This window comes from Streptomyces sp. NPDC042371, from assembly GCF_056437465.1.
Map to the genome: position 1 here is coordinate 302,125 of NZ_JBWKAP010000005.1, position 22,741 is coordinate 324,865.

Here is a 22,741-nt window from a genome sequence, read left to right on the forward strand (position 1 = left end):
AGGCGGACTGTTACGTACCGCTAACGGCCTCCGGGCCAACCCGGCCGCGTGCGGCGCGCTCTCCTCCGGCATGGGTACACATGCTCAGGGGAAGAAGCCGCGTCGCCGCGGCCGGCGACGGATCGTGGACTACCCGCGCGCCGGAAGGAGCGGCGTCCGGCGCTGGCTCCCGTCGTGGCGCCTGCTCCTCGGCACGACGGGGCTCTTCGTCACCGCCGTCGCCGTGCTCTTCGTCTGCGTGTACGTCAGCGTCGACATCCCCGACGAGAACGCGGCGGCCCGCCGCGAGGCCAACGTCTACTACTGGTCGGACGGCTCCCAGATGGTGAGCACCGGCGAGGTCAACCGGCAGAACGTGGAGCTGGACCAGATCGCGCCGTCCGCCGTCCACGCGGTGATCGCCGCCGAGAACGAGACCTTCTACGACGACTCCGGCGTCTCCCCCAAGGGCCTGGCCCGCGCCACCGTGAACATGGTCCGCGGCCGGGAGACCCAGGGCGGCTCCACCATCACCCAGCAGTACGTGAAGAACACCTACCTCTCGCAGGACCAGACGGTCACGCGGAAGGTCAAGGAGTTCGTGATCGCGCTGAAGGTGGACCGCAAGAAGAGCAAGGACGAGATCCTCAAGGGCTACCTCAACACCAGCTGGTTCGGGCGCGGCGCCAACGGGATCGAGGCCGCCGCCCACGCGTACTACGGCATCCCCGCGAAGAAGCTGAACCCCAGCCAGAGCGCGATGCTCGCCGCCATGCTGAAGGGCGCCGACCTGTACGACCCGGCGGTGAGCGCCGCCAACCACGAGCGGGCGCGGCAGCGCTGGGCGTGGATCCTGGACCGGCAGGTCGGGGTCGGCCTGATGACGAAGAAGGAGCGGGCGAAGTACCGCACCTTCCCCGAGCCCCGCAGCCGGTCGCGCTCCACCAGCCTCGGCGGCCAGACCGGCTACCTCGTCGACGTCGCGAACCGGTACGTCAAGCAGCACACCGGCCTCACCGACGAGGAGCTGGCCCGCGGCGGCTACGAGATCCACACCACCTTCGACAAGGTCAAGGTGCGCCGCCTGGAGCGGGCCGTGCGGCGCGTCGTCGCGCGCGACCTCGACCCGAAGAAGCGCCCGGCCGACCGGTACGTGCAGGTCGGCGCGGCCTCCGTGCGACCCTCCGACGGGGCGCTCGTCGCGCTGTACGGCGGGCCCGACGCCACCGAGCACTTCACCAACAACGCCGACACGTCCGGGGTCCCGGTGGGCTCGGCGTTCAAGCCGTTCGTGCTGGCCGCCGCGCTGCAGCACGGGGTGACGGCACGTGACCTGCCGGTCGCCGAGATCGCGCCCGCCAGGAGCCCTGTGGCCGGAGTGCGGCGGAGCGTCCTGGCCGACAGCCACTACGCGGCCGACGGTTCCCTGCAACGGTCCGACGGCTCCCCCGACCCCGACCGCCCGACGCTGCGTGAGGCACTGGTGTCCGGCGGCAACGCGACGTACGTACGCCTGGGCAAGGACGTCGGCCAGGACATGGTGCGCCGGACCGCGGTCGCCGCCGGTCTGCTGCGCCAGAGCATGGGCCGCCTGGAGCCGACGTTCTCCATCGGCACCTCCACACCGAGCGCGATCCGCATGGCCACCGCGTACGGGACGTTCGCGAGCGACGGGGTGCAGCGCGACCCCTACTCGGTGACGAAGGTCCTCAAGGACGGCGAGCCCCTGCCCGGCCTGGCCCCTCCGTCGTCCCGGCGCGCGCTGGACCCGCAGGTGGCCCAGGAGGTCTCCGACGCGCTGCGCTCGGCGGGCAAACACCTCGGCGTGGACGTCGCCGCGGGCCGCACGGGCGACCAGGACCGCCTCAAGTCGGCCTGGTTCACGGGCTTCACGAAGGACCTGTCGACGGCGGTGACGCTGTTCCGGCTGCGGCCCGGCGAGCCGCAGCTCCTTCCACTGTCGGGCGTGGGCGGGAAGAAGTCGGAGCGCGGCAACGTGCTGCCGCCGCGGATCTGGCAGGAGTACGCGGGGTAGCGCGCGCTCCGGCCGCGCTCTCTCCGTGCTCTCCACGCGCGCTCTCCGTGCTCCGAGCGTGCGCGGTGCTGCTCCTGGCTCCCCCCGGACTCCCCCTGCATCCCCTTGCAGCCCAGGAGCCTTTGGCCGTCCCCGCACCTATTCTGAGGAGACATGGAGGGGGATGCGGGAACCGCGGACGGGGGCGTCAACTCTCCGATGGATCATTCGAGTTGGCGGGTCCGGCTGCGGCACTGGGCAGCCTCGGGCAGCGGTGACGTGCTGGGCGCCGGGGTGCTGTTCGGCACCGGCCGGGTGCTCACCTGCGCCCATGTGATCCGCGATCCGGCGACCGGGCTTCGGCCCGACCGCGTGCAGGTCGAGTTCCCGCTGCTCCAGGGCCTGACCAGGACCCCGCACCGCACCGCGACCGTGGAGGCGGGCCACTGGGTGCCCGCCTTCGGCAAGGCACAGGGCGACCTCGCGGTCCTCGTCCTGGACGACGCGGCGCCCCTGCCCTCGCCGGTCGCGCTGCACCGCACGCTCGACTACCGGGGCGCCACGGTCCTCATCGACGGGTTCCCCGAGCACCAGTCGGGCGGGCAGTGGCTCACCGGGGTCTGCAGGGGGCCCGGCGGGGAGGGCGACGAGCGGGTGCAGATCGACCTGACGGGGGCGGGCTCCGGGCAGGGGCTGCGGGGCGGGTTCAGCGGGGCGGGCGTGCGGGAGGAGGGCACCGACCGGCTGCTCGGCATCCTGGCGCAGGCCGACGAGCGGGGCGAGCACGGGTACATGATCCCGGCGGCCACCGTCGCCAAGTACTTCCGGCGGTTCGCCGAGCGGCACGTGACCGGGCCGCACGCCATCCCCGGCCACCGCGTCGTCTCGGCCGACGCCGCCCGCACGGCCCGCCCGCACGGGCTGCAGCGCACCGTCACGCGCTGGCTGAACGGGGACGCGGACGCCTGGGACACCGAGGTCCTCTTCATCGCCGAGGACGACGACCGGGCACGGCAGGCGCTGTACGTCGTCCTGAACATGGCCGACCGCGAGCAGTCCCCGCAGCTGGCGGTCCGGCCCGTCGAGCCGGGCGACGGCCCGCACGACGGCGGCGACCCCTTCGACGGCAACGACTCGCTCCTGTCCCGCGCCGGTATCGCACCCCGCGTCGGCAGCATCGGCCTCGTCCTCGACCTGGAGGGCGCCGCCCTCGACGACCCCGGACGGCCGGAGCTCCGCGAGGCCCTCGCCGTCCTGCGGCACGAGCTGCGCCACGCGGGCAGACGGCACACGGCCCCGCGGCGGCGCCCCGCCGTCGCCGTGCTCTACGCCGACCGGTCCGCCACCGAACCGGCCGCCGCGGCCAAGGCACTCGGCGAACTGGCCGACTCCGGTGCCAGACTGCTGCTCGTGGTGCGCTCCAGCACGCACGGCTTCACCTACGCCCTCGCGGAGAAGCTGCTGCCCGTCGAGCGTGCCGCGCAGTGGCTCCAGCGGATCGGCACCCGCGTCGACGCGCTCGCCGACGCCGAACGCAGCGCCCGGCGCCTCTTCCGCCGCGTCGAACCGCACGTCGTCGACCCGCCGGTCGCCACCGGGTACGCGGCACGGGCCGCCCTGTGGAGGGTCCAGCTCAGCAATGAGCTGCGCCCGCTGACGGGCCGGGGCGGACCGCGCTTCCTGGAGAAGCTCTCGTACGCCGAACAGGCCGTGGACACCTATCTGTTGCGGGCCGAGCGGGCCGAGAGCGAGCTGCGCGGGGTGCTCGACGAGCACCTGCGGCTGCGCGGGCTGCTCCGCGACCACCTGGCGCGGCTGGCCCGGCGCGGTCTCGCCGAGCACCCAGACGCGGTCGGGCCCTACCGCGCGGCACAGCAGCTCCTGCTCGCGGGGCCCTGCCCGCTGGCCGACGCCGAGCGGGCGGTGACGGCGTTCGCGCGCGTCGTGCGGCGGCTCGCAGAGGCGGACGGTGACGCGTGACGCCGGTCAAGACCTGCCCGCACCCGGGCTGTTCGGGCACGGTGACGCCGACGGGGTACTGCCTGGCCAGCGGCGAGCGCCTCGATCCCGAGACCGGGCTGCACTCCGCCGTTCCCGAGGGGGCCGTGTTCCCGGCACCCGGAACGGGATCGGATCCGGAGTCGCGGCCGTCATCAGCACCCACACCGGCACCCGCCCCCGCACCCACGCCCCCGTCGGTCCAGGAGCCGTCCTCCCAGCAATGGATCGTCGGCCCCGGCATCACCGCCAACCCGCCCCGCCCCGCCCGCGTCGCCCTCCCCCCGGAGCACCCCGACCCCACGGTCCTGCCCGAGATCACCCTCCTGGACCGCGCGGACAGCGACGACGGCGATCCCGCCGCCCCCGCCGCCCTCAGCGGGCTGCCGCTGCCGCCCGGCACGCTGCTCGCCGGGCAGTACCGGCTGGTGCGGCCGCTCGGCTACGGAGGGATGGGCGAGGTCTGCCTCGCCCACGACACCAAGGTCGACGACCGCGCGGTCGCCGTGAAGATGCTGCACGCCGAGCTCGCCGCGGACTCGTACAGCCTCCTCGAAGGCGAGCGCAAGGAGCTGGTGGAGCTCAACCACGACGGGTTCATCCGGGTGTTCAACTACGGGCACCACGCGGGGGTCGGGGACTTCCTGGTCCTCCAGTACGTCGACGGGCTCAACCTCGAAGAGGTGCGGGCCCGCGCCCACGAGCACCCCGAGGAGTTCGGCGGCACCCGCTTCCTGGAGTTCGTCCTCGCGTACGGAGTACGGATCCTTGCCGCGCTCGCGCATCTGCACGCCCCCGAGCGCGGCAAGGTATACGGCGACCTGAAGCCGCCGAACGTCATGCACGACGGCTCCACCACCAAGCTCGTCGACGTCGGCAGCGTGCGCCGCGCGGGCGCGCCCGGCCTCACCACCGCCCTCTACCGCGCCCCCAGCGTCGGCGCCCACGGCGAATCCGCCCCGCAGGACGACCTGTTCAGCCTCGGCGAGACACTGCGCACCCTGTGCGGGATCGGGGCGACCCGCCACGACCTGGCGGACCTGGCGGCGCTCGCCCCGCTGAACGACGCCACCGGGGACCACTGCGGGCTCGGCCTGGTCTCCCTCGCCAGGGCGCTGCGCCGCGCCACCCGCACCGCGCGCGCCGGACGCTTCGCCACCGCACGGGAGATGGACGACCAACTCCGCGGTGTCTTCCGCGAGTTGCGGTCCCTGCGGACGGGCGTGGAGACGTTCGAGCCGTCGCCGCTCTTCCTGCAGTCCGCGCACGCCCTCGACGGCGGGCTCGGCGCCGCCCCCGAGGTGTCGCGCTGGGCCGCCCCGCCGTCGGCGCCGGGCCACCCCGCCCCCGACCCGGCCGAGGTCGCCCGGCGCCTCCCGGTGCCGCGCCCCGATCCGGACGACGACCACCACGGCGAGCTCAGCAGGCTCGGCGACGACGACCCCGAGGCGCTGCTCCAGCACACCGGCGACTGGCGGGACTCCCCCGAGGTGCACCTGCTGCGGTGCAGGCTGCGGATCCGGGTGGCGCTGCGCCGGGACGACGGGGAGCTGACCGGCGCCGAAACCGCGCTCGCCCTGGCCGAGGACGCCATAGGGCCCGCGTACGGACCGCACGACTGGCGGCTCGACTGGCACCGGGGGCTGCTCGCCCTTGCCCGCTCCCGGGTGCCGGAGGCCCGCGGCCACTTCGACCGGGTGTACGCCGCGATCCCCGGCGAGTACGCGCCGAAGCTGGCCCTCGGCTACTGCGCGGAGCAGCTCGGGCGCCGCCACGAGGCCCTGACCTTCTACGAGGCGGTCAGGCTGCGGAACCCCTCGCTGGGCAGCGCCGCGTTCGGCGCCGTCCGGGCCCGGCTCGCCCTCGGCGGCCCCGCCGCCCTCACCGACGCCATCGCCGCGCTGGACGCGGTCCCGCAGCACTCCCGGCACCGCACCGCGGCCCGCACGGCCGCCGTGCGCATCCGCGTCGACCACGCGCGGGACGCCGAAGGGCTCGGCGCGGCGGTGCGTGCGCTGGCCCAGCTCTTCTCCGCGCACGGCCTGACCGACGAGGCGTCGCGCGTACGGATGAAGGCGGAGGTGTGGGGCGCGGCGCACCGGCTGCTCGGCGAGGAGGCGGCGCCGGGGCCGGTGTCCGGCGGCGACACGGACGGCCCCCGCATGACCGCCGCCCAGCTGCGTGCCGTCGCCGCGCACGCCGACCCGCTGCTCGAATTCCCCGCCGACGGACGGGCGTTGCGCACCGACCTCTCCCGCTTCTACCGGGTCCTGGCCCATCAGGCGGCCAGGGACGCGCCGTACACCGATGCCGATTCCGGCGTCGGCCCCTGCATACCGCTCGCCGAGATCCTCCTGGACCGCGCCTACGCGGTACGCCCCTTCGGCCTCCGGCACACACGATTCGGCAAGGACTTCCCATGGCTGGGCAAGAAGATCAGGAACTGGCCGCCTCGGTCGGCCTGGAGGTGAGCCAGGTCGTCGAGCTGCCCCGCCCCCGCACACCGGGCGGGCAGGAGACGGCGCGGATGTACGCCGTCCTCACGGTGACGGTCCGCAGACCGGGCGCCGCACACACCCCGCCCGCCGCCACCGCGCGGGACCCCGCGGCCACGGGCGCGGCCGGGGCGGCCGGGCCCCGGCTCGCTGAGGTCCTGCTCATCGACCACTCCTCCTCGATGGTGATGCCGCCGAGCCGCCTCGCGGCCGCCCGTACCGCCGCCGTCAGCGCACTGGCCCGCATCCCGGACGGCGCACTCTTCGCCCTGGTCGCCGGGGGCGACAGAACCGCGATGATCTATCCAAGGCGGCCAGGACTCGCCGTCGCGCACGCCGAGTCGCGGGCCGCCGCCGAGGCCGCCCTGCACGACACCACACCGGGCGGCGGCACCGCGATGGGCACCTGGCTCGAGCGTGCCCGGCAGCTCTTCCGTGAGCTGCCCGCCGCGGGCGACGGCGGCTGGGTGCGCCATGCGCTGCTGCTCACCGACGGCAAGAATGAGCCCGGGTACGAGACGCGCGCGGAGCTCCACGAGCGCGTCGAGCGGTGCGCGCGGGCCTTCGCGTGCGACGTCGTGGGCATCGGGGACGCCTGGGAGACCGATGAACTCCTGCTGATCGCAAGGACGTTGGGCGGTCGCACCCGCGCCGTCGCGGATCTGACGCGGCTGCCCGACGAGCTGGCCTCGCTCGCCGGGCGGGCCGCCGACCGGGACGTCACGGGGCTGCGGCTGCGCCTCTACCACCGCGCCGGGGTGCGCCCGCACTCCTTCGAGCAGGTCCACCCCACGCGGATCGCGCTCCGCCCCGACCGCGTCGACCTGTCCGGCGTCGGGACGGGCGCGGGCGGCCCGGTCCAGGAGTACGACCTCGGCCCGTGCGGCGAGGAGACCCGCGCCTATCTGCTCTGCGTCGGTGCCCCCTACGACCCCGCCCAACTCGGGAAGGAGCTCCTGCTCACGGAGGTCGAGCTGGACGCGGAGGGTCCGGCGGCGCCGCGGCTGCCCGCTCCCCAGCCGGTGCTGATGCGCTGGACCGACGACGCGGACCTCTACAGCCGCCTCGACCCCCAGGTCGCCCACTACCGGCAGGAGGAGGAGCTGCACCGCACCTTCGAGGAGGCCTGCGCGGAGCTGAAGCTCGGCAGACGCGCGGCCGCCGAGGCGCTGCTCGGCACGGCGTGGCGGCTCGCCTCCGAGGCGGGCGACACCGCCATGCAGGACCATCTGCGCCGCCTGGTCCGCGTCCGCGAATCGGCCGGGGGCGCCGTCGAACTCCGGTACCGCATCGCGAAGTTCGACGTGGAGGCCGCCCGCATCCAGTCCAGCACGACCGTCCTGCCGGGACCCCGCCCGCCGGGCGCCGCCCGGTGACGGCCCCGTGGCGCGCCGCCCCGCTGATCGCCGCCGACGCGGTGCGCGCCCTGCGCCGGTACGCCTGGCCGGTGCCGCTCGCCGAACACCCCCGCAACCGTGGGTACTTGCGGGACCGGCTCGTCGCGCTGCCGCTGCTCACCGTCGTCGTGGCCGTCGCGTTCGGATGGGCGTACGCGGACGTCCGCGAGGACTCGGCGGTCCTGCGGGACAGCTTCGTGCCCGCGCTCGTCGGGCTCGCCGAGGCCGAGACGTCCCTGCGCATCGCCGACCGCGAGGCGGCTCAGAGCCTGGCGGCCGGGGAGGCCGTGCAGCTCAGCGGGATGAGCAGGCGCTACACCACGCGCACCACGCGGGCCGTGCAGCGCCTCAACCAGGTGGCCCGCAGCGGCGCCCTGACCACCGTCGAACGCCAGGAGCTCGACGTGGTCTCCGGGCTCGTCGCCGACTACGGCACCTGGATCACCTTCGCGCAGAACAACGTCGGCGACCCCACGCTGCGCGCCGCCGGACTCTCGTACGCGCGCAGCATGCTCTGCCCGCCTCCGGGGACCGCGAAGAAGACCGACGCGGACGGCTATCCGCGCTGCCGTCCCGACAGCGGCGCGGGTGCCGACGCGACGTCCGTCGTCGACCGCATCGCCGCCCTGGAGGACCGGCTGCGCGACAGGCTCGCGGACCGGGCGGCGCCGGGCGGCCGCGTGATCGCCGCGGGGGCCGTCTCCGCCGTCGCCCTCGTGCTCCTCGCGTTCGGCCTGTGGCGCACCCAGCTGTTCCTGCACCACCGGCTGCACCTGTACGTCAGCCTCCCGCTGCTCGTGGCCGCCCTGCCGCTGCTCGCCGTGCCGTTCCTGACGACCGACGCCGTGCTCGCCCACCGGGCGCAGCAGCGCGTGGTGTCGACGGCGGCGGACCTCGCCGAGCGGACGACACCGGCGATCGAGTCGGCCCGTGACGAGAAGCCGTTCGGCGCCCCCGATCCCCTCCTGATCTCCCACCTGGACGAAGACGTCCGCCACGACCTGTCCGCGGGCCGCCTCTCCTCACTGGACGGGGTCGCGCCGTGGGTGACGCCCGCAGGCCTGCTCTGCGCGGCCCTGACCGGCGCCACGCTCCACGCCTACCGCCGCGAGTACGTCCTCATCTCCCGCTCAGGAGCCACCCCATGAACCGCCGCACGCGCCGCCGCACCGGCCGGTCGCGCACCGTGTTCCGCGCCTTCCTCGCGACCTGTCTGCTGGCCGTCACCGCGGGCGCCTGCGGAGACGCGAGGCCCCGGACGCTCGTGGTCCTCGGCCCCTGGACGGGCCCGGAGGGCAAGGCCTTCGAGGCGATGCTGCACCGCCTCGACGACGGCACGGGAAAGTCGTACACGTACAAGGGCACGCGTTCCCTGCGGGAGACGCTCGGCGCGCAGCTGGAGGCGGGCGGCCCGCCGGACGTGGCGATCCTCAACAGCATCGGGGAACTCGTGGAGCACGCCCGCGCGGGCCACCTCGTCCCGCTCGGCCGCGCCGCCACTGCCCGCGCCTATCCGCCCTGGGCGCCGCGCCTCGACGTGGACGGCGGGCGCCGCACCTACTGGGTGCCGCTGAAGGTCGACCTGAAGAGCCTGGTGTGGACCAAGGAGAGCCGTCCCGCCAAGGATCCGAAGTGGTGCGTGGGCCTGGCCTCGCAGGCCACGTCCGGCTGGCCGGGCACCGACTGGATCGAGGACATCCTGCTCCACCAGGAGGGCCCCGCCACGTACACGCAGTGGGCCACCGGGCGGCTGCGCTGGCAGGATCCGCGGGTCCGCCGGGCGTGGACGACCTGGGCCGAGCTCCTCGGCGACCGCACCAAGAAGTCGATCAACCAGTCCCTGACCACGTCGTACGTGGGCCCGCGCGGCCTCCTGGACTCCCTCGGCCCCCGCTGCACGCACGAGCACCAGAGCGCCTTCATCCGCTACGTGTACGCGCACGAGCGGGTCCGCGTCGACCCGGCGGCGGGCTATCTGGGCGGCGGCGCCGAGCACGACGGCGCGTACGAGGTGGCGGGCGACATGGCCGCCGTGTTCAGCGCCGACCCGGCGGCCCGCGCCCTCGTCGACCGCCTGTCGGGCCAGCGGGCCCGCACGCTCTGGCGGGACCGGGCCACGGACGGGCTGCAGCCGTTCTTCCCCGACGCGACCGACCCCCAGCCGACCGACGCGACGGGACGGCGCATCGCGGGCATCCTCACCGGCAGGGCGCGGACGCTCTGCTTCGACGCATCGGACGTGATGCCGCCGGGCGTGCGCGACGCGTTCCACCGGGCCGTCCTGGAGTACTTCGGAGACCCGAAGGGCGACCGCCTCGACGAGCTCCTGCGCCAGCTGGACACCGTACGCACGGAAGCCGCGAAGGACGCGGCGCCCGGGCGCCTGCCCGAGTCGGGGGTCTGCGCCCCGCCGGGCGGCTGAACGCCCCCGCCCCCGTCAGGGGCTCAGTTCCTCCGGGCAGGGCGTGCCGCGGGGCAGCTGGTAGGGCGAGCCGAGCCGGTAGGTCCCGGCCTTCGGGGCGAGCAGCTCGACCCACTTGTCGCCCGCCTGGTCCTCCCGCGCCTCCGTCAGACAGCCGTTGGCGTTGTCGTACTTCTTGGGGCGCTTCTCGTTCAGCTCCCGCTGCCGCTTGGACGCGTCGGTCTCCTGCGGCGCCTTCACGCCCTTGCCGTGGGCGTCGACGATGCTCAGCCACGGCGAGTACGGGATGCGGATCAGGATGCGGCCCGGCTTGTCCACGCGCAGGGTCATCTCGCCCTGCTCGGCACGCGTCACGACGGCGTTCGGCTCGGCGAGCGGCCGCGGGTCGGTGACCTCGTACAGCTGCCAGTTGGAGTCGACCCACACCTTCTTCAGGTACGGGAGTCCGTCCGTGATGAGCTGCGCCTCGCGCTTGCCGCCGTCGCCGTCGGGCTCGCCCTTGGGGAGCGCCACGTAATGCACGGACCAGCGCTGCAGCCACTCGTGGTAGTTCGCGGAGTTGAGGGTGTCGTCGTAGAAGAGCGGGTTGCGCTCCATGTCGGCCTGCCGGTTCCAGCCCCGGGCGAGCTGGACGTACGTGGGGAGCGCGGACGCCTCGCGGTGACTGCGGGCCGGCACCACTTCCAGGCGGCCCTTCGCGGCGCCCTTCTCCTTCAACTCGTTCACCAGGGGCGCGACCTCACGCGTCCAGGAGGCGTCCGAGCGGGTGTGCACGATGTCGTCGACGGCCTTGTACCCGATCCAGCCGGTGAAGCCGACGAAGGCCACGATGATCACGTACCAGGTACGGGACTTCGGCACCGCGTACGGCAGCGCGGCGATCAGCGCGACGCCCACGAAGGACATCGCGAGGCGCGAGATGTTGGAGCCGATCTGCGAGCTGATGAGCCAGACGCCGAGCACGAACGCCGCGTACACGGCGATGGTGATCCGTACGGTCTTCCACTGCTTCGGCACCACGAAGTAGACGATGACCGAGCTGATCAGCGGCAGCGAGGCCGAGCCGAACGACATCGGCTGCGTGCCGGAGAACGGGAAGAGCCACGCGGACAGGCCCACGACGATGGCGGGCGCGACGCCCAGCGCGTAGGCGCCCGGGTAGCGCTTGCTGAGGAACAGCGCGACGGCGACGAGCCCTACGAAGAGGCCCGCCACCGGGCTGCCCATCGTCGCGAGCGCCGCGAACGGGGCGGCGACCAGGGCCTTCGCCCACCGCTTGTAGCGCCAGCGGTGCGGCCAGCAGAAGACGGCGGCGACGGCCGCGAGCGCGAACATCTGGCCGAGGCCGTAGGTCACGCGGCCGGACACCGCGTTGGCGAGCAGTGCGAAGACGCCCGCGGCGACCGGCCACAGCAGCCTGCCCTTCACCGCACGGCTGCGCATGAGGATCATCGTGAGCAGCGCCGCGGAGACGGTGCCCGCGATCATCATCGTGGTCCGCACGCCGAGCACCGACATCAGGTACGGCGAGATCACGCTGTACGACACCGGGTGCATGCCGCCGTACCAGCCGAGGTTGTACGCCGACGCGGGATGCCGCCCGACGAACTCGGCCCAGGCGTCCTGCGCCGCGAGGTCGCCGCCGCTGTTGGCGAAGACGAGGAACCAGACGACGTGCAGCACGGCGGCGACCGCCGTCGTGATGGTCACCGGGTGGCGCAGGAAGCGCTTCCGCCACGGCTCCGCGGGCCCGTCCCCGGGCTCGCTGCGCTGGGCCGGCAGCTTGATCCGCCCACCGGTGCGGGGGCCGTCGCCCTGGTCAGGTGCGGCGGCTTCGTCGGCGCGCGTCGGCTCCGCTGTGGCCACTGGAGGCTCTCCCCGTGTCGTCCATGTTTCCGGAGTACCCCGGGTCCCCGAGATTGTGACGCTAGCACGCACGCGCGAGGGGAGGCCCGCGGCGGGCCTCCCCTCGCGGGGCTCAGCCGACCCGGGTCAGCTTGGCGCCGAAGCCCGGTTCGCTGAGGTCCTTCTGCAGGGCGACCGGCACCTCGACGGCGTCACCCTTGCCGTCGCCGACGTGCAGCACACCGACCTTGGTGCCCGCCTTCGCCGTGTTCGGAATGGTCTTGCCCTTGATGTCGTCGAGCTGCAGCTTGACGGTCAGGCCCGACCAGCCGACCGCGGAGACGTCCTTGGTGGCGACGACCGGAGTCGTGCCGCCGAGGCCGTCGTCCACGTTGCCGACGACGTCGCCCTTCTTCACGATCGTCTTGGCCTTGAGGGCATCCTGCCCGGCCGCGATCAGGTCCTTGGTGACGTTGGTGACCTTGTCGATGTTGGCGACGCCGTCGGACCCGTACTGACCGAGGGCGGCGCCGATGATCGTCTGCCTCTTGCCGTCGATCACCTTCTCCGCGGCGAAGAGGATGTTGCCCCCGGCCGCGGTGGTGGTGCCGGTCTTGATGCCGATGGCGACGGTCGGGACGAGCTTGAAGAAGTTCGTCTGCTTGTCGTTGTTGAGGTCCGTGTAGCTCGGCTGGCGGGAGATCTCGTTGAAGACGGGGTTCTCCATGGCCGCCCGGCCCAGCTTCACCAGGTCCTCGGCGGTGGAGACGGTCGTCTTGTCGAGGCCGCTGGGGTCCGTGTAGTGGGTGTTCTTCATCCCCAGCTCCTTGGCGGTCTTGTTCATCTTGGCGACGAACTCGTCCTCGGAGCTGCTCTTGGTGTCCCAGCGGGCGAGCAGCTTGGCGACGTTGTTCGCCGACGGGAGCATGACCGCCTGCAGCGCCTCGTACTCGGAGATCTTCTGGCCCTCGGTGACCTTGACGACCGACTCGTTGGCGGGCTTGCCGGTCTCGTAGTGCTTCTGCGCGGCGGCGTCGACGGGGATCTTCGGGCCGTCCTTGCCCTTCTCCAGCGGGTGGTCCCGCAGGATCAGGTAGACCGTCATGACCTTCGCGATGCTCGCGATCGGCACGGGCTTCTGCTCACCAGACGTACCGAACGTGCCGATGCCGTTGACGTCCATCGCGGCCTGGCCGTCGCTCGGCCACGGCACGTCCGGCTTGGCGCCCTCGAACGACACGCTCTCCTGCGCGGTGAGCTGCAGGGTGGGCGTCGGCAGCGGCCGCACGGCCTGTACGACTGCAAAGACGACGATCAGGAGCAGGACCAGCGGCGTCCAGATCTTGACCCGGCGCACGGCGGTCCGGACCGGGGTCTCCGGCGGCGGCGGGGTGTTGGTCAGCTCGGCGAGCAGGTCGATCGGCGGCTTGGGCGGCAGCGGCTGCTGGGTGGTGCGCTCCACCGGCGGGGGCACGGCGGGGCCCGCGGGCGCGACCGGGGCCGCGGGGGTCGCCGTGGCCTTGGGGTCCTTGGGGGCGGCCTTGGGGGCGGCCTTGGGCTCCGCCTTGGACGGCGCCTTCGACTCCGGCGCTGCGGCCGGTTCGCCCTTGGGGGCCGTCTTGGGCGCGGTGCGCGTGGACGGCTCGTCGAGCGGCTTCAGCGCGACGAACTTACTGGTCCGCTCTGCATCACCCTCGGGCTTTGCCTTTGCAGTTCCCTTTGCACCCTCGCCCTTGGGGTCCTTGTGATCCCCCAGCTTGAGCATGGTGGTGGGCTGGTCGACGGCCTTGCCCGTGCCCTTCGGGGGCAAGGCCTTGAAGACGGCGGTGGCCTGGTCGACGCCGGTGGACTTGGGGGCGTCGTCGTCCCCGGCCGGGGTGTCGTCTTCCGGGGTGTCGTCGGCCGGGGTGTCGTCGGCTTCGGCTTCGTCCGAGTCGTCCTTGGCGGAAGGCTCCGGCTTCGGGGTCGGCTCGGCGGCCGCCTCGGGCTCGTCGGCCGCTTCCGGCTCATCGGCCGCTTCGGGCTCGTCCGCCACTTCCGGCTTGTCTGCCGCTTCCGGCTCGGGCTCCGGGTCGTCGGAGGTGGCGACCCACGCCGCCACCGCGTCCCGCAGCCGCGCGTCGCCGTTCGCCTCCGCCTTGGGCGCGTCCGCCTTGGGCGCGTCCTCCTCGGGAGCTTCCTGCTTGGGAGTTTCCTGCTTGGGAGCGTCCGCCGTCTCGGCCTCAGCCTCGCCCTCGGCAGAGTCCCCTGACTCAGACTCTGACGCGGCCTCGGGCTCGGTCTCGGGCTCGGGGCCCGGCTCCGGCTCCGGCTCGGACGCCGTCTCGGGGTCCGGCTCGTCGGAACCGTCGGAACCGGCCGCCGCCTCGGGGACGTCCTTCGTCGAGAAGACGGCGGTCGCCCGGTCCTCCCGCACCTGCGGCGTCTCGCGACTCATCGCGAGACGCGGGTCGCGTTCCTCCGGCGCCGGCCCGGAGGTCTCCTCCGGGGTCGGGTTCCCCGACGACTTCCGCTGCTTCGATCTGTCGGGGGTCTCGCCCGCCACCGATGCCTCCTCGTACGCCATGCCGTTTGCCGATGCTGATGCTTGCCGTGTGCTGGACCGTGCGCCAAATCCGGCCGGACGCCACTGTCCGAACCGTGTACCAGTGTCCTGTGTGAGGGCTTAACCCCCGTGGTAGACGAGAACGACATACCTACTGGTTCCCGTACAACCCGACCACGCGCTCTCGACAGACCAATGTGAGAGGGGTCACCCTGTCATTCATCCACGCGGGGAGGCATGGATGGGCAGGAGCCGCAGAACAATTCCGGAGGAGCTTCTGCTGCTCGCTTTGGACCCGACCACGGGTACCACAGCGCAGCCGCAGTCGCTCGACCTCGGTCTGGCCGGAGCACAGCTAGTGGAGCTGGCGCTGGCCGGACGGATAGCCCCAGACGGGGATCGTATCGCCGTGGTGATGCCACGGCCGACCGGAGATCCAACTCTGGACTCCGCACTGGAACTGCTGCGCAGGCGCGGCAGCCCGGTTCGGGCCGTCCACTGGATCGGCGGGCCCCGACTGGGGCTCCGTCAGACGTACCTCTCGCACCTGGAGCGGTGCGGCATGGTTCATGCCGTGGCGGGCCAGATGTGCGGGGTGCTGCCGACAACTCGCTACCAAGCGACGGACACGGCCATCAGCCGGGAAATCAGGTCCCGGCTCGATTCGGCGATCCGCACCGGCGTACCGCCGGACCCGCGGACCGCCGCGCTCGCCGCCCTGGCCCACGCGGTCGGTCTCGGCAAGCATCTGTACCCCGGGAACGAGGGGCGTTCATCGCGCTCCCGGCTCCGGGACCTGATCAGGCACGACCCCATGGGCGGCCTCGTGGCGCATGCCGTGATGGACGTTCAGAACGGCGTGGCGGCCCAGCCGCGACGCAGCGCCGCACCCGCGGGTCCCACAGGACCGGGCGGTGGTCGGCAGCCGGCAAGGGCGACAGCGGACCCCGGCGGGGTGCCACTGCAACCGCGCCGCGGATCCATGGCACGCGCCGTCGCTCACTGAGCAGCACAGCAAGCAGCACAGCCAGCGCCATGCTGAGCAGCACGCTGAGCAGCAAACCGAGCACGGCCCAGCACCACCGCGTCATCGCGCACCGCATCACGTAACCGCGCACCACCATCGCGCAACCGCTCAGCACCACCGCACCAGCGCCGCGCCGCAGTCCCCAGACCCGGTTCGGGAGCCGCTGGGCCGCGCGGGGAGTGGGACCGGACCGTCCGGACGACGACACCCCGGTTCCACCGCCCCGCGCGGCCGCCCTCACGTTCGCACATCCGCTGTTTCCCAGCGGTGCCGACCTCGTTGGTGGCACTCTGCTGAGCAGTAGATACGCAAAGTAGAGGAATGCAAGCCGGAGGTGCACGTCCCGTGGCGTCCAATGTCAATCCCACCGTCAGGCGGCGCCGGTTGGGCCAGGAGCTCCGCCGGCTCCGTGAGCTCAAAGGCATGACGGCCGAGGAGGTCGCCGAGCGGCTGCTCGTCTCGCAGTCGAAGATCAGCCGCCTGGAGAACGGCCGCCGCTCGATCAGTCAGCGCGACGTCCGCGACCTGTGCGGTGTCTATGAGGTCGAGGACCACCGCGTCGTCGACTCCCTCATGCAGATGGCCAAGGACTCCCGCCAGCAGGGCTGGTGGCACTCCTTCGGCGACATTCCCTACAGCGTGTACATCGGCCTGGAGACGGACGCCGCGTCGTTGCGCGTCTACGACCCACAGGTCGTCCCCGGCCTGCTGCAGACCCGGGCGTACGCGGAGGCGCTGATCACCGGCGCGCTCCCGGAGACCACCCCGACGGACATCGAGAAGCGCGTCCAGGTGCGCATGCGCCGCCAGGACCGCATCTCGGCGCCTGAGCTGCCGCTGCGCCTGTGGACCGTGCTCGACGAATCCGCGCTGCGCCGCGTCGTCGGCTCCCGGCATCTGATGCGCGACCAGCTGGAGCACCTCGTCGAGCAGTCCCAGCAGCCGCACGTGACGGTCCAGGTGATCCCCTTCGAGATGGGCGCGCACCCGGGCCTCAACGGGCAGTACGCGATCCTGGAGTTCCCGGACGCGGCCGACTCCAGCGTGGTCTACATCGAGGGCGTCACCAGCGACCTGTACCTGGAGAAGGCGAACGACGTCCAGCAGTACAGCGTCATGTACGAACACCTGCGGGCCCAGGCGCTGAACGTCGAGCAGTCGAGGCAGCTCATCGCGGACATCGCGAAGGACTACGCCCGCTGATTCACGGCCCCTCCGGCCCAATCCGCACGAAAGCGCCGCACGGTACACCCTTGTCACGCGGATGCGTAAGTCCCCACTGGAATATGCCATCCGGTTGAGTGAACGATCCCTTCACGCCACGATGTTGGCGAGTAGCGTCATTCACGCCATCGAGCAGCACCGTTGGCGCCCACCGCAGGGATGCGGCGACAGCAACTCAACGACTGGATAGACCGGAGCGGACATGGCGATTCAGCAAGGTACTTCGCACACATGGGTCAAGTCTTCCTATTCCACCGGAAACGGCGCGTGTGTCGAGGTCAAATCACCGGTGCGGCACGGAATTTCCGTGCGCGACTCGAAGGTAGCGGAGGGTCCGGTCCTCGCCTTCCCCGCCGAGTCGTGGAACGCGTTCGTCGGCGAGGTGAGCAGGGGGGCTGCTGACCTCGCGTGAGACTGCAGCGCACACCGACAGAGGAACAACCGCATAGGCAGCACCGTTTGAGCCCTCTCGACTGGCCCGCCGTCCCGGCCGAGGGGGCTCGGCCCTTTCCGGGGGCCGGGCGGATCAGCGCAGGGCGTCGACGTACAGGTCCGTGCCCGGCACCGTGGGGATGAACGGCGCCACCAGCTCCACCCGCCCGAGCCCCGACTCCGCGACCGCCTCGTCCCGCCCGGTGAAGTGCGCCTCCCAGCAGTCCCGCGGGTCCTCCTGGAGGAACCAGAGCAGCGTCAGCCGGGTGTCCACGCCCTCGACCTGTTTCACGTACGTCATCCGGTCCCCCGGCAGCGGCGTCGGCCGGAACAGCGTGACCATGGCGGCGGGCGACCCGGCGAGCGCCCGCGGCAGGTGCCGGGCGCGCAGCCATTCGAGCAGTTCGCCGCGCTGCTGCGGCCCTTCGGCGTCGATGACCTCAAGGACCAGGCCTTTGTACGGGTGGTCGAGCGCGTGGAAGTCGCGCGGGCCCGCCGCGCCGTCCCGGTAGACGGTCGCCTCGTGGTCCTGGAAGGAGGTGAAGACGTGCGTGCGGGCCTGGTGGACCCGGCCGTCGCGGTTGAGCCGCTTGTTGATGCCGACGGTCCACTTCATGTGGTCGTCGTAGCGCCCTTCCGTCACCCAGTACGTGGAGAGGTAGCACCCTGACGTGACCGGCTCGGCGATCGCGGACTTGTCGGGGTAGCGCAGGAGCTGGAGCTCGCGCGTGGCCACCCAGCGGCGCCCCGCGTACATCCAGGGCATGGCCATCGCGCCCGCGTAGTAGTGGTCGTCCTCGTACCAGCGGTTGTACGCGAACTCGTGCCCCGGGTGCGGCTCGACCATGGTGATCAGGGCGTGCCCCGGGCGCACGCCGTAGGGACCGACGGCGGCCAGCTCGGCGTAGACGTCGCTCCGGGTGTCCTCGCGGGCGCCCGCGCGGGGGTCATCACTCACGTCTCTCCCCTTCCTTCCTCCGATGCACGCCCATACTCTGACGCCCCGTCAGCAAAACTGCCAGAGCCGGGAGGCGCCCCATGCAGTCGTCGCTCCTCGAGGGAAAGACCGTCGTCGTCTCGGGCGTCGGCGCCGGGCTCGGCCATCAGGTCGCGGCGGCCGTCGTGCGCGACGGCGGCAACGCCGTGCTCGGGGCGCGCACGGCGGCGAACCTCGCCAAGACGGCCGCCGAGATCGACCCCGAGGGCGCCCGCACCGCCCACCTGGCCACCGACATCACCGACGAGCGGCAGTGCGGGGCGCTGGCGGCCCTGGCCCGCGAACGCTTCGGCGGGATCGACGCGGTCGTCCATGTCGCGGCCTGGGACAGCTACTTCGGCGGCCTGGAGGACGCGGACTTCGCCACCTGGCAGCAGGTCATCGACGTCAATCTGCTGGGCACCCTGCGCATGACGCGCGCCTGTCTGCCCGCGCTCAGGGAGCGGCGCGGCGGTTCGGTGGTCTTCATCGGCACCCAGTCGGCGATCGCGTCGCCCTCGCAGGTGCGCCAGGCGGCGTACGGGGCGTCGAAGGGCGCGCTGACCTCGGCGATGTACTCGCTGGCGCACGAGCTGGGCCCGGACCGGATCCGGGTCAACACCGTGCTGCCCGGCTGGATGTGGGGCCCGCCGGTCGAGGCGTACGTCCAGTTCACCGCGCACACCGAGGGCGTGCCGGAGGCGGCGGTGCGGGACCGCCTCACGGAACGCATGGCACTGCCCGACCTGGCGACGGACGGGGACGTGGCGGACGCCGCGGTGTTCCTCGCCTCGGACCGGGCGCGCTCGATCACGGGGCAGTCGCTGCTGGTCAACGCGGGGGAGATCATGCGCTAGGCACAGCCGCGGAGGCGTGCGGAGGCGCTCGGAAGCCGTACGGGAGACAACTCCCGTACGGCTTCCGTGCGTTCGGCCCCACCTTCCCGTGGGTCAGATACATGAACACAGGTCAGTAAACAGAACGATTTTACTTGCTCTTGACCTAGCGACCGGTTGTCCCCGGTGGGTGCCCGAACCCACGATGAGCGGGCACTTCTGGGCCACTCTCGTCCCCATCGGCCCGTTCACCAGGCGGACCCCTGGAGGGCCATATGAACAGTCTCGACTGGGCCGTGCTCATCGGCTACTTCGGCGTGATGGTCGCGATCGGCCTGTGGTCCCACAAGCGGGTCGACAACGTCAGCGACTTCTTCACCGCGGGCGGAAAGATGCCGTGGTGGCTGTCGGGCATCTCGCACCACATGTCCGGCTACAGCGCGGTGATGTTCACCGGGTACGCGGGCATCGCGTACACCTACGGCGTGACGTCCTTCGTCACCTGGTCCTTCCCCATCGCGCTCGGCATCGCCATCGGCGCCCGGCTCTTCGCTCCCCGCATCAACCGGCTGCGCTCGCGTCTGCACGTGGCCTCGCCGCTGGAGTACCTGAAGAACCGCTACAACCTCGGCACCCAGCAGGCCCTCGCCTGGTCCGGCATGCTCCTCAAGATCGTGGACGTCGGCGCCAAGTGGGCGGCGATCGCCACCCTGTTGTCCGTCTTCACCGGCGTCTCCCTCAACCAGGGCATCCTCATCACCGGCGTGATCACGGCGATCTACTGCACCATCGGCGGACTCTGGGCCGACGCGCTGACCGAGCTCGGCCAGTTCATCATCCAACTCCTCGCGGGCGTCGCCATGTTCGTGGCTGTCGTCTCCAAGCTCGGCCCGCACGGCGGCTTCTTCGGCGTCTGGGACGAGCCGGAACTCGCGGGCCACGGCAAGCCGCTGGTCGGCCCCTACGGCACGGTCTTCCTGCTCGCGTTCCTGTTCATCAAGCTCTTCGAGTACAACGGCGGCATGCTCAACCAGGCGCAGCGCTACATGGCGACCGCCAACGCGAAGGAGGCCGCGCGCTCCGCGAAGCTCTCCGCGATCCTGTGGCTGGTCTGGCCGGTCGTCCTCTTCTTCCCGATGTGGATGTCGCCGCTCCTGGTCGACGCCAAGAAGCCCGACGGCTCGGACGCGTACGCCCTGATGACCGAACAACTGCTGCCGCACGGCCTGTTGGGCCTGGTCATCGTCGGCTTCTTCTCGCACACCATGGCCATGTGCTCCTCCGACGCCAACGCGATCGCCGCGGTCTTCACCCGGGACGTGGCACCGGCGTTCTCCGCGAAGGCCCGGGCCTGGAACGAGCGCAAGGGCCTGATCGCGGCGCGCCTGACCACGGTGGTCTTCCTCGGCCTGTCCATGGCGGTGGCGACGCAGGTCAACTCCCCCGCCTTCAAGGACATCATCACGGTCGTCATCAAGTGGGTGGCCGGTCTGATGGGGCCGATCGCGATCCCGATGATGCTGGGCCTGCTGCGTACGTTCCGGAAGTCCGGGCCGACCGCGGCGCTGACCAGCTGGGCGGCCGGGCTCTTCGCCTTCTATCTGGTCAACTACCCGATCGACGAGGCGATCGACGGCGGTGTCGCGCTGCAGTACCAGGTGTCGATACCGCTGGCGGTATCGCTCGTCCTCTACATCGTCGTCGGCTTTGTGAAGCCGGAGGACACCCCCGAGCGGGATGCGCTCATCGAGCGGATCAATACGGACGACGACGGCTCTGCCGCGGCCGTCGTGCCCGCGCCTTCGCGGCCGCGGGGCGGCGCGGCGGCGTCGCCGGTGAAGGACTGACCCCGTCACGGGCGCGGGGAGCTGCGCGCTCAGCGCGCGAAGAGCCGCAGTCGCGTCTGCCGGGATCCCGGCACATGCGACTGCGGCTTCTCTCTGGTTGCTCGCGCAGTTCCCCGCGCCCCTTACGGGGCGCTCAGACTCCTGCGCGCTCCGGTACGGGCGGGGTCACCGAGAGCTGGGGCGTGCGCGGGGCGTGGTGGGCCTTGAGGCCGACCAGGGCGACCGCGACGACCAGGACGAAGGCCGCCCCCGCGATGGCGAAGCTCAGCGTGAACTGGCCCTCCTGCGGCAGCGCGGGCATGCCCGCGGGCAGCGGAATGGTCTTCGACGCGAGCAGCGAGGTGATCATCGCGCTCGCGATGGCGCTGCCGACCGAGCGGGAGATGGAGTTGATGCCGTTGGCGATGCCGGTCTGGTGGGCCGGGACGCTGGCGACGATGAGCGCGGGCATCGAGGCGTAGCCGAAGCTGATCGCGAGGCCGATGATCATGCTCGCGCCGATGACGGAGGCGCTGGTGTCGTGCGCCAGGGTCAGCCAGGCGAAGCCGACCACGCCGAAGGCCGCACCGGCCGCGAGCGTGACGCGCGCGCCGATCCTGCGGACCAGGATGCCGCCGAACTGGGCGCCGAGGAGCGAGACGATCGTGGTCGGCAGCAGGTAGACGACGGAGGCGCCGAGCACCGAGGCGCCGAAGCCGTACCCGGCGACGTCCTCGGGCATCTGCACGAGGTAAGAGACGCCGATGAACTGGGCGAACATCGCGAAGCCGAGCAGCAGTCCGGCCAGGTTGGTGAAGAGGACCGGGCGGTGGGCGAACATCTTCATGTCCACCATCGGCTCCTTGACCCGCAGTTCGGTCAGGACCCACACGCCCGCCATGACGACGGCGCCCGCGAAGGAGCCGATGGTGCGGCCGGAGGTCCAGCCCCACTCGTGGCCCTGCGAGATCGGCAGGAGCAGCAGGACGAGGAGCAGCGCGAGCGTGCCCGCGCCCAGCCAGTCGGTGCGGCCGCCGGTCTTCGAGCGCGAGGCGGGGACGGCGAGCACGACGCCGACGAGCGCCAGCACGGCGAGGACGACCGCGAGCCAGAACACCCGGTGGTAGTCGGGGTCGGAGCCCTGGGTCAGCAGGCCAGCGCCGACCAGGGCGAGGCCGCTGCCGAACGCCAGGGTGCCGCTGACCAGCGCCATCGCGCCGGGCAGCTTGGCGGGCCTGATCTCCTCGCGGAGCACGGAGAGCGCGAGCGGGAAGATCGCGGTGGCCGCGCCCTGCATGATCCGGCCGATGATCAGCCAGGTCAGGGAGGTCGTGGTGGCGGCGAGCACGGAGCCCGCGATCATCACGAGCAGCACACCGATGAGGGTGGGCTTCTTGCCGTGCTGGTCACCGAAGCGGCCGAGCAGCGGGGTGAAGACGGCGGCCGAGAGCAGGGTGGCGGTGGTCACCCAGCTGACGCCTGCCGTGGTGGCGTCCAGTTCGTTCTGGATGATCGACAGGATCGGGACGACCAGGGTCTGCATCATCGAGACGACCATGGCCGCGAGCCCGAGCACCAGGACGACGGCGGTCTGTCCGGTGGGTTTCGGCGGGGCCGCGTGCTGCTGTGCGTGGGACACGGTGGCTTCTTCTCCAGCTGCTCAACTGCTTGAGGACCTCGATACTTGAAGACCTCGATACTTGAGTACGTCAAGTAACTTCTAAG

At 72.1% G+C, this 22,741-nt stretch carries 15 protein-coding genes; 11 read left to right on the forward strand and 4 right to left on the reverse strand.

Features of this window, described 5'->3' with window-relative positions:
- Window positions 1-70 precede the first annotated feature (70 nt).
- From AC068B_RS17450 to AC068B_RS17475, 6 genes are all read left to right on the forward strand, one after another.
- Window positions 71-2,014, forward strand: coding sequence for a transglycosylase domain-containing protein (locus tag AC068B_RS17450; protein ID WP_478672395.1), 1,944 nt, complete (start codon window positions 71-73; stop codon window positions 2,012-2,014).
- A 198-nt stretch (window positions 2,015-2,212) separates the two neighbouring features.
- Window positions 2,213-3,973 carry a trypsin-like serine peptidase gene (locus tag AC068B_RS17455; RefSeq protein WP_478672396.1) on the forward strand — a complete coding sequence of 587 codons (1,761 nt, stop codon included), beginning with the start codon at window positions 2,213-2,215 and terminating at the stop codon, window positions 3,971-3,973.
- Window positions 3,970-6,462, forward strand: a complete 2,493-nt coding sequence (locus AC068B_RS17460) for a tetratricopeptide repeat protein (protein ID WP_478672397.1) — start codon at window positions 3,970-3,972, stop codon at window positions 6,460-6,462. Before AC068B_RS17455 ends, AC068B_RS17460 begins: the two co-directional genes overlap by 4 nt.
- Window positions 6,411-7,862: a VWA domain-containing protein gene (locus tag AC068B_RS17465; RefSeq protein WP_478672399.1), complete on the forward strand. Its 1,452-nt coding sequence runs from the start codon at window positions 6,411-6,413 to the stop codon at window positions 7,860-7,862. The genes AC068B_RS17460 and AC068B_RS17465 overlap by 52 nt, the downstream gene beginning before the upstream one ends.
- A complete protein-coding gene (locus AC068B_RS17470) occupies window positions 7,859-9,031 on the forward strand; it encodes a hypothetical protein (protein WP_478672400.1) in 1,173 nt (390 codons plus the stop codon). Before AC068B_RS17465 ends, AC068B_RS17470 begins: the two co-directional genes overlap by 4 nt.
- Entirely contained in the window at window positions 9,028-10,305 is a 1,278-nt protein-coding gene (locus AC068B_RS17475) for an alpha-glucoside ABC transporter substrate-binding protein (protein ID WP_478672401.1), read from the forward strand. Before AC068B_RS17470 ends, AC068B_RS17475 begins: the two co-directional genes overlap by 4 nt.
- A 15-nt stretch (window positions 10,306-10,320) precedes the next feature.
- On the opposite strand, the gene AC068B_RS17480 is transcribed toward AC068B_RS17475, so the two are convergent.
- Together AC068B_RS17480 and AC068B_RS17485 are read right to left on the reverse strand one after the other, a co-directional pair.
- On the reverse strand, window positions 10,321-12,171 hold the full coding sequence (locus tag AC068B_RS17480; protein ID WP_478672402.1) for an MFS transporter: 1,851 nt from the start codon (window positions 12,169-12,171) through the stop codon (window positions 10,321-10,323).
- A gap of 112 nt (window positions 12,172-12,283) precedes the next feature.
- A complete protein-coding gene (locus AC068B_RS17485) occupies window positions 12,284-14,716 on the reverse strand; it encodes a D-alanyl-D-alanine carboxypeptidase (RefSeq protein ID WP_478672403.1) in 2,433 nt (810 codons plus the stop codon).
- 220 nt (window positions 14,717-14,936) lie between these two features.
- On the opposite strand from AC068B_RS17485, the gene AC068B_RS17490 reads away from it, so the two are divergent.
- The 3 genes from AC068B_RS17490 to AC068B_RS17500 all read left to right on the forward strand — a co-directional run bounded on the left by AC068B_RS17490 (window position 14,937) and on the right by AC068B_RS17500 (window position 17,358).
- A complete protein-coding gene (locus tag AC068B_RS17490; protein WP_468563683.1) occupies window positions 14,937-15,701 on the forward strand; it encodes a GOLPH3/VPS74 family protein in 765 nt (254 codons plus the stop codon).
- A gap of 366 nt (window positions 15,702-16,067) precedes the next feature.
- Window positions 16,068-16,925 (forward strand): helix-turn-helix domain-containing protein, encoded by an 858-nt coding sequence (locus tag AC068B_RS17495; RefSeq protein WP_478672404.1) that lies wholly within the window; start codon window positions 16,068-16,070, stop codon window positions 16,923-16,925.
- A gap of 223 nt (window positions 16,926-17,148) precedes the next feature.
- A complete protein-coding gene (locus AC068B_RS17500) occupies window positions 17,149-17,358 on the forward strand; it encodes a DUF397 domain-containing protein (RefSeq protein WP_478672405.1) in 210 nt (69 codons plus the stop codon).
- Between the two features lie 114 nt (window positions 17,359-17,472).
- Here AC068B_RS17500 and AC068B_RS17505 read toward each other — a convergent pair whose 3' ends face one another.
- Window positions 17,473-18,336, reverse strand: a complete 864-nt coding sequence (locus AC068B_RS17505; RefSeq protein ID WP_478672406.1) for a hypothetical protein — start codon at window positions 18,334-18,336, stop codon at window positions 17,473-17,475.
- An 80-nt stretch (window positions 18,337-18,416) separates the two neighbouring features.
- On the opposite strand from AC068B_RS17505, the gene AC068B_RS17510 reads away from it, so the two are divergent.
- Window positions 18,417-19,211 carry an SDR family oxidoreductase gene (locus tag AC068B_RS17510; RefSeq protein ID WP_478672407.1) on the forward strand — a complete coding sequence of 265 codons (795 nt, stop codon included), beginning with the start codon at window positions 18,417-18,419 and terminating at the stop codon, window positions 19,209-19,211.
- Between the two features lie 254 nt (window positions 19,212-19,465).
- Window positions 19,466-21,037: a sodium:solute symporter family protein gene (locus tag AC068B_RS17515; protein WP_478672409.1), complete on the forward strand. Its 1,572-nt coding sequence runs from the start codon at window positions 19,466-19,468 to the stop codon at window positions 21,035-21,037.
- Between the two features lie 133 nt (window positions 21,038-21,170).
- Here AC068B_RS17515 and AC068B_RS17520 read toward each other — a convergent pair whose 3' ends face one another.
- Window positions 21,171-22,655, reverse strand: coding sequence for an MFS transporter (locus AC068B_RS17520; RefSeq protein ID WP_478672410.1), 1,485 nt, complete (start codon window positions 22,653-22,655; stop codon window positions 21,171-21,173).
- Window positions 22,656-22,741: the final 86 nt, after the last annotated feature.

What these genes read in the sequence shown, in the direction of transcription:
- AC068B_RS17510 (WP_478672407.1), top strand. Translation starts at nt 18,417, where the DNA reads ATGCAGTCGTCGCTCCTCGAGGGAAAGACCGTCGTCGTCTCGGGCGTC.
- AC068B_RS17475 (WP_478672401.1), top strand. Translation starts at nt 9,028, where the DNA reads ATGAACCGCCGCACGCGCCGCCGCACCGGCCGGTCGCGCACCGTGTTC.
- AC068B_RS17465 (WP_478672399.1), top strand. Translation starts at nt 6,411, where the DNA reads ATGGCTGGGCAAGAAGATCAGGAACTGGCCGCCTCGGTCGGCCTGGAG.
- AC068B_RS17455 (WP_478672396.1), top strand. Translation starts at nt 2,213, where the DNA reads ATGGATCATTCGAGTTGGCGGGTCCGGCTGCGGCACTGGGCAGCCTCG.
- AC068B_RS17500 (WP_478672405.1), top strand. Translation starts at nt 17,149, where the DNA reads ATGGCGATTCAGCAAGGTACTTCGCACACATGGGTCAAGTCTTCCTAT.
- AC068B_RS17450 (WP_478672395.1), top strand. Translation starts at nt 71, where the DNA reads ATGGGTACACATGCTCAGGGGAAGAAGCCGCGTCGCCGCGGCCGGCGA.
- AC068B_RS17490 (WP_468563683.1), top strand. Translation starts at nt 14,937, where the DNA reads ATGGGCAGGAGCCGCAGAACAATTCCGGAGGAGCTTCTGCTGCTCGCT.
- AC068B_RS17485 (WP_478672403.1), bottom strand. Translation starts at nt 14,716, where the DNA reads ATGGCGTACGAGGAGGCATCGGTGGCGGGCGAGACCCCCGACAGATCG.
- AC068B_RS17515 (WP_478672409.1), top strand. Translation starts at nt 19,466, where the DNA reads ATGAACAGTCTCGACTGGGCCGTGCTCATCGGCTACTTCGGCGTGATG.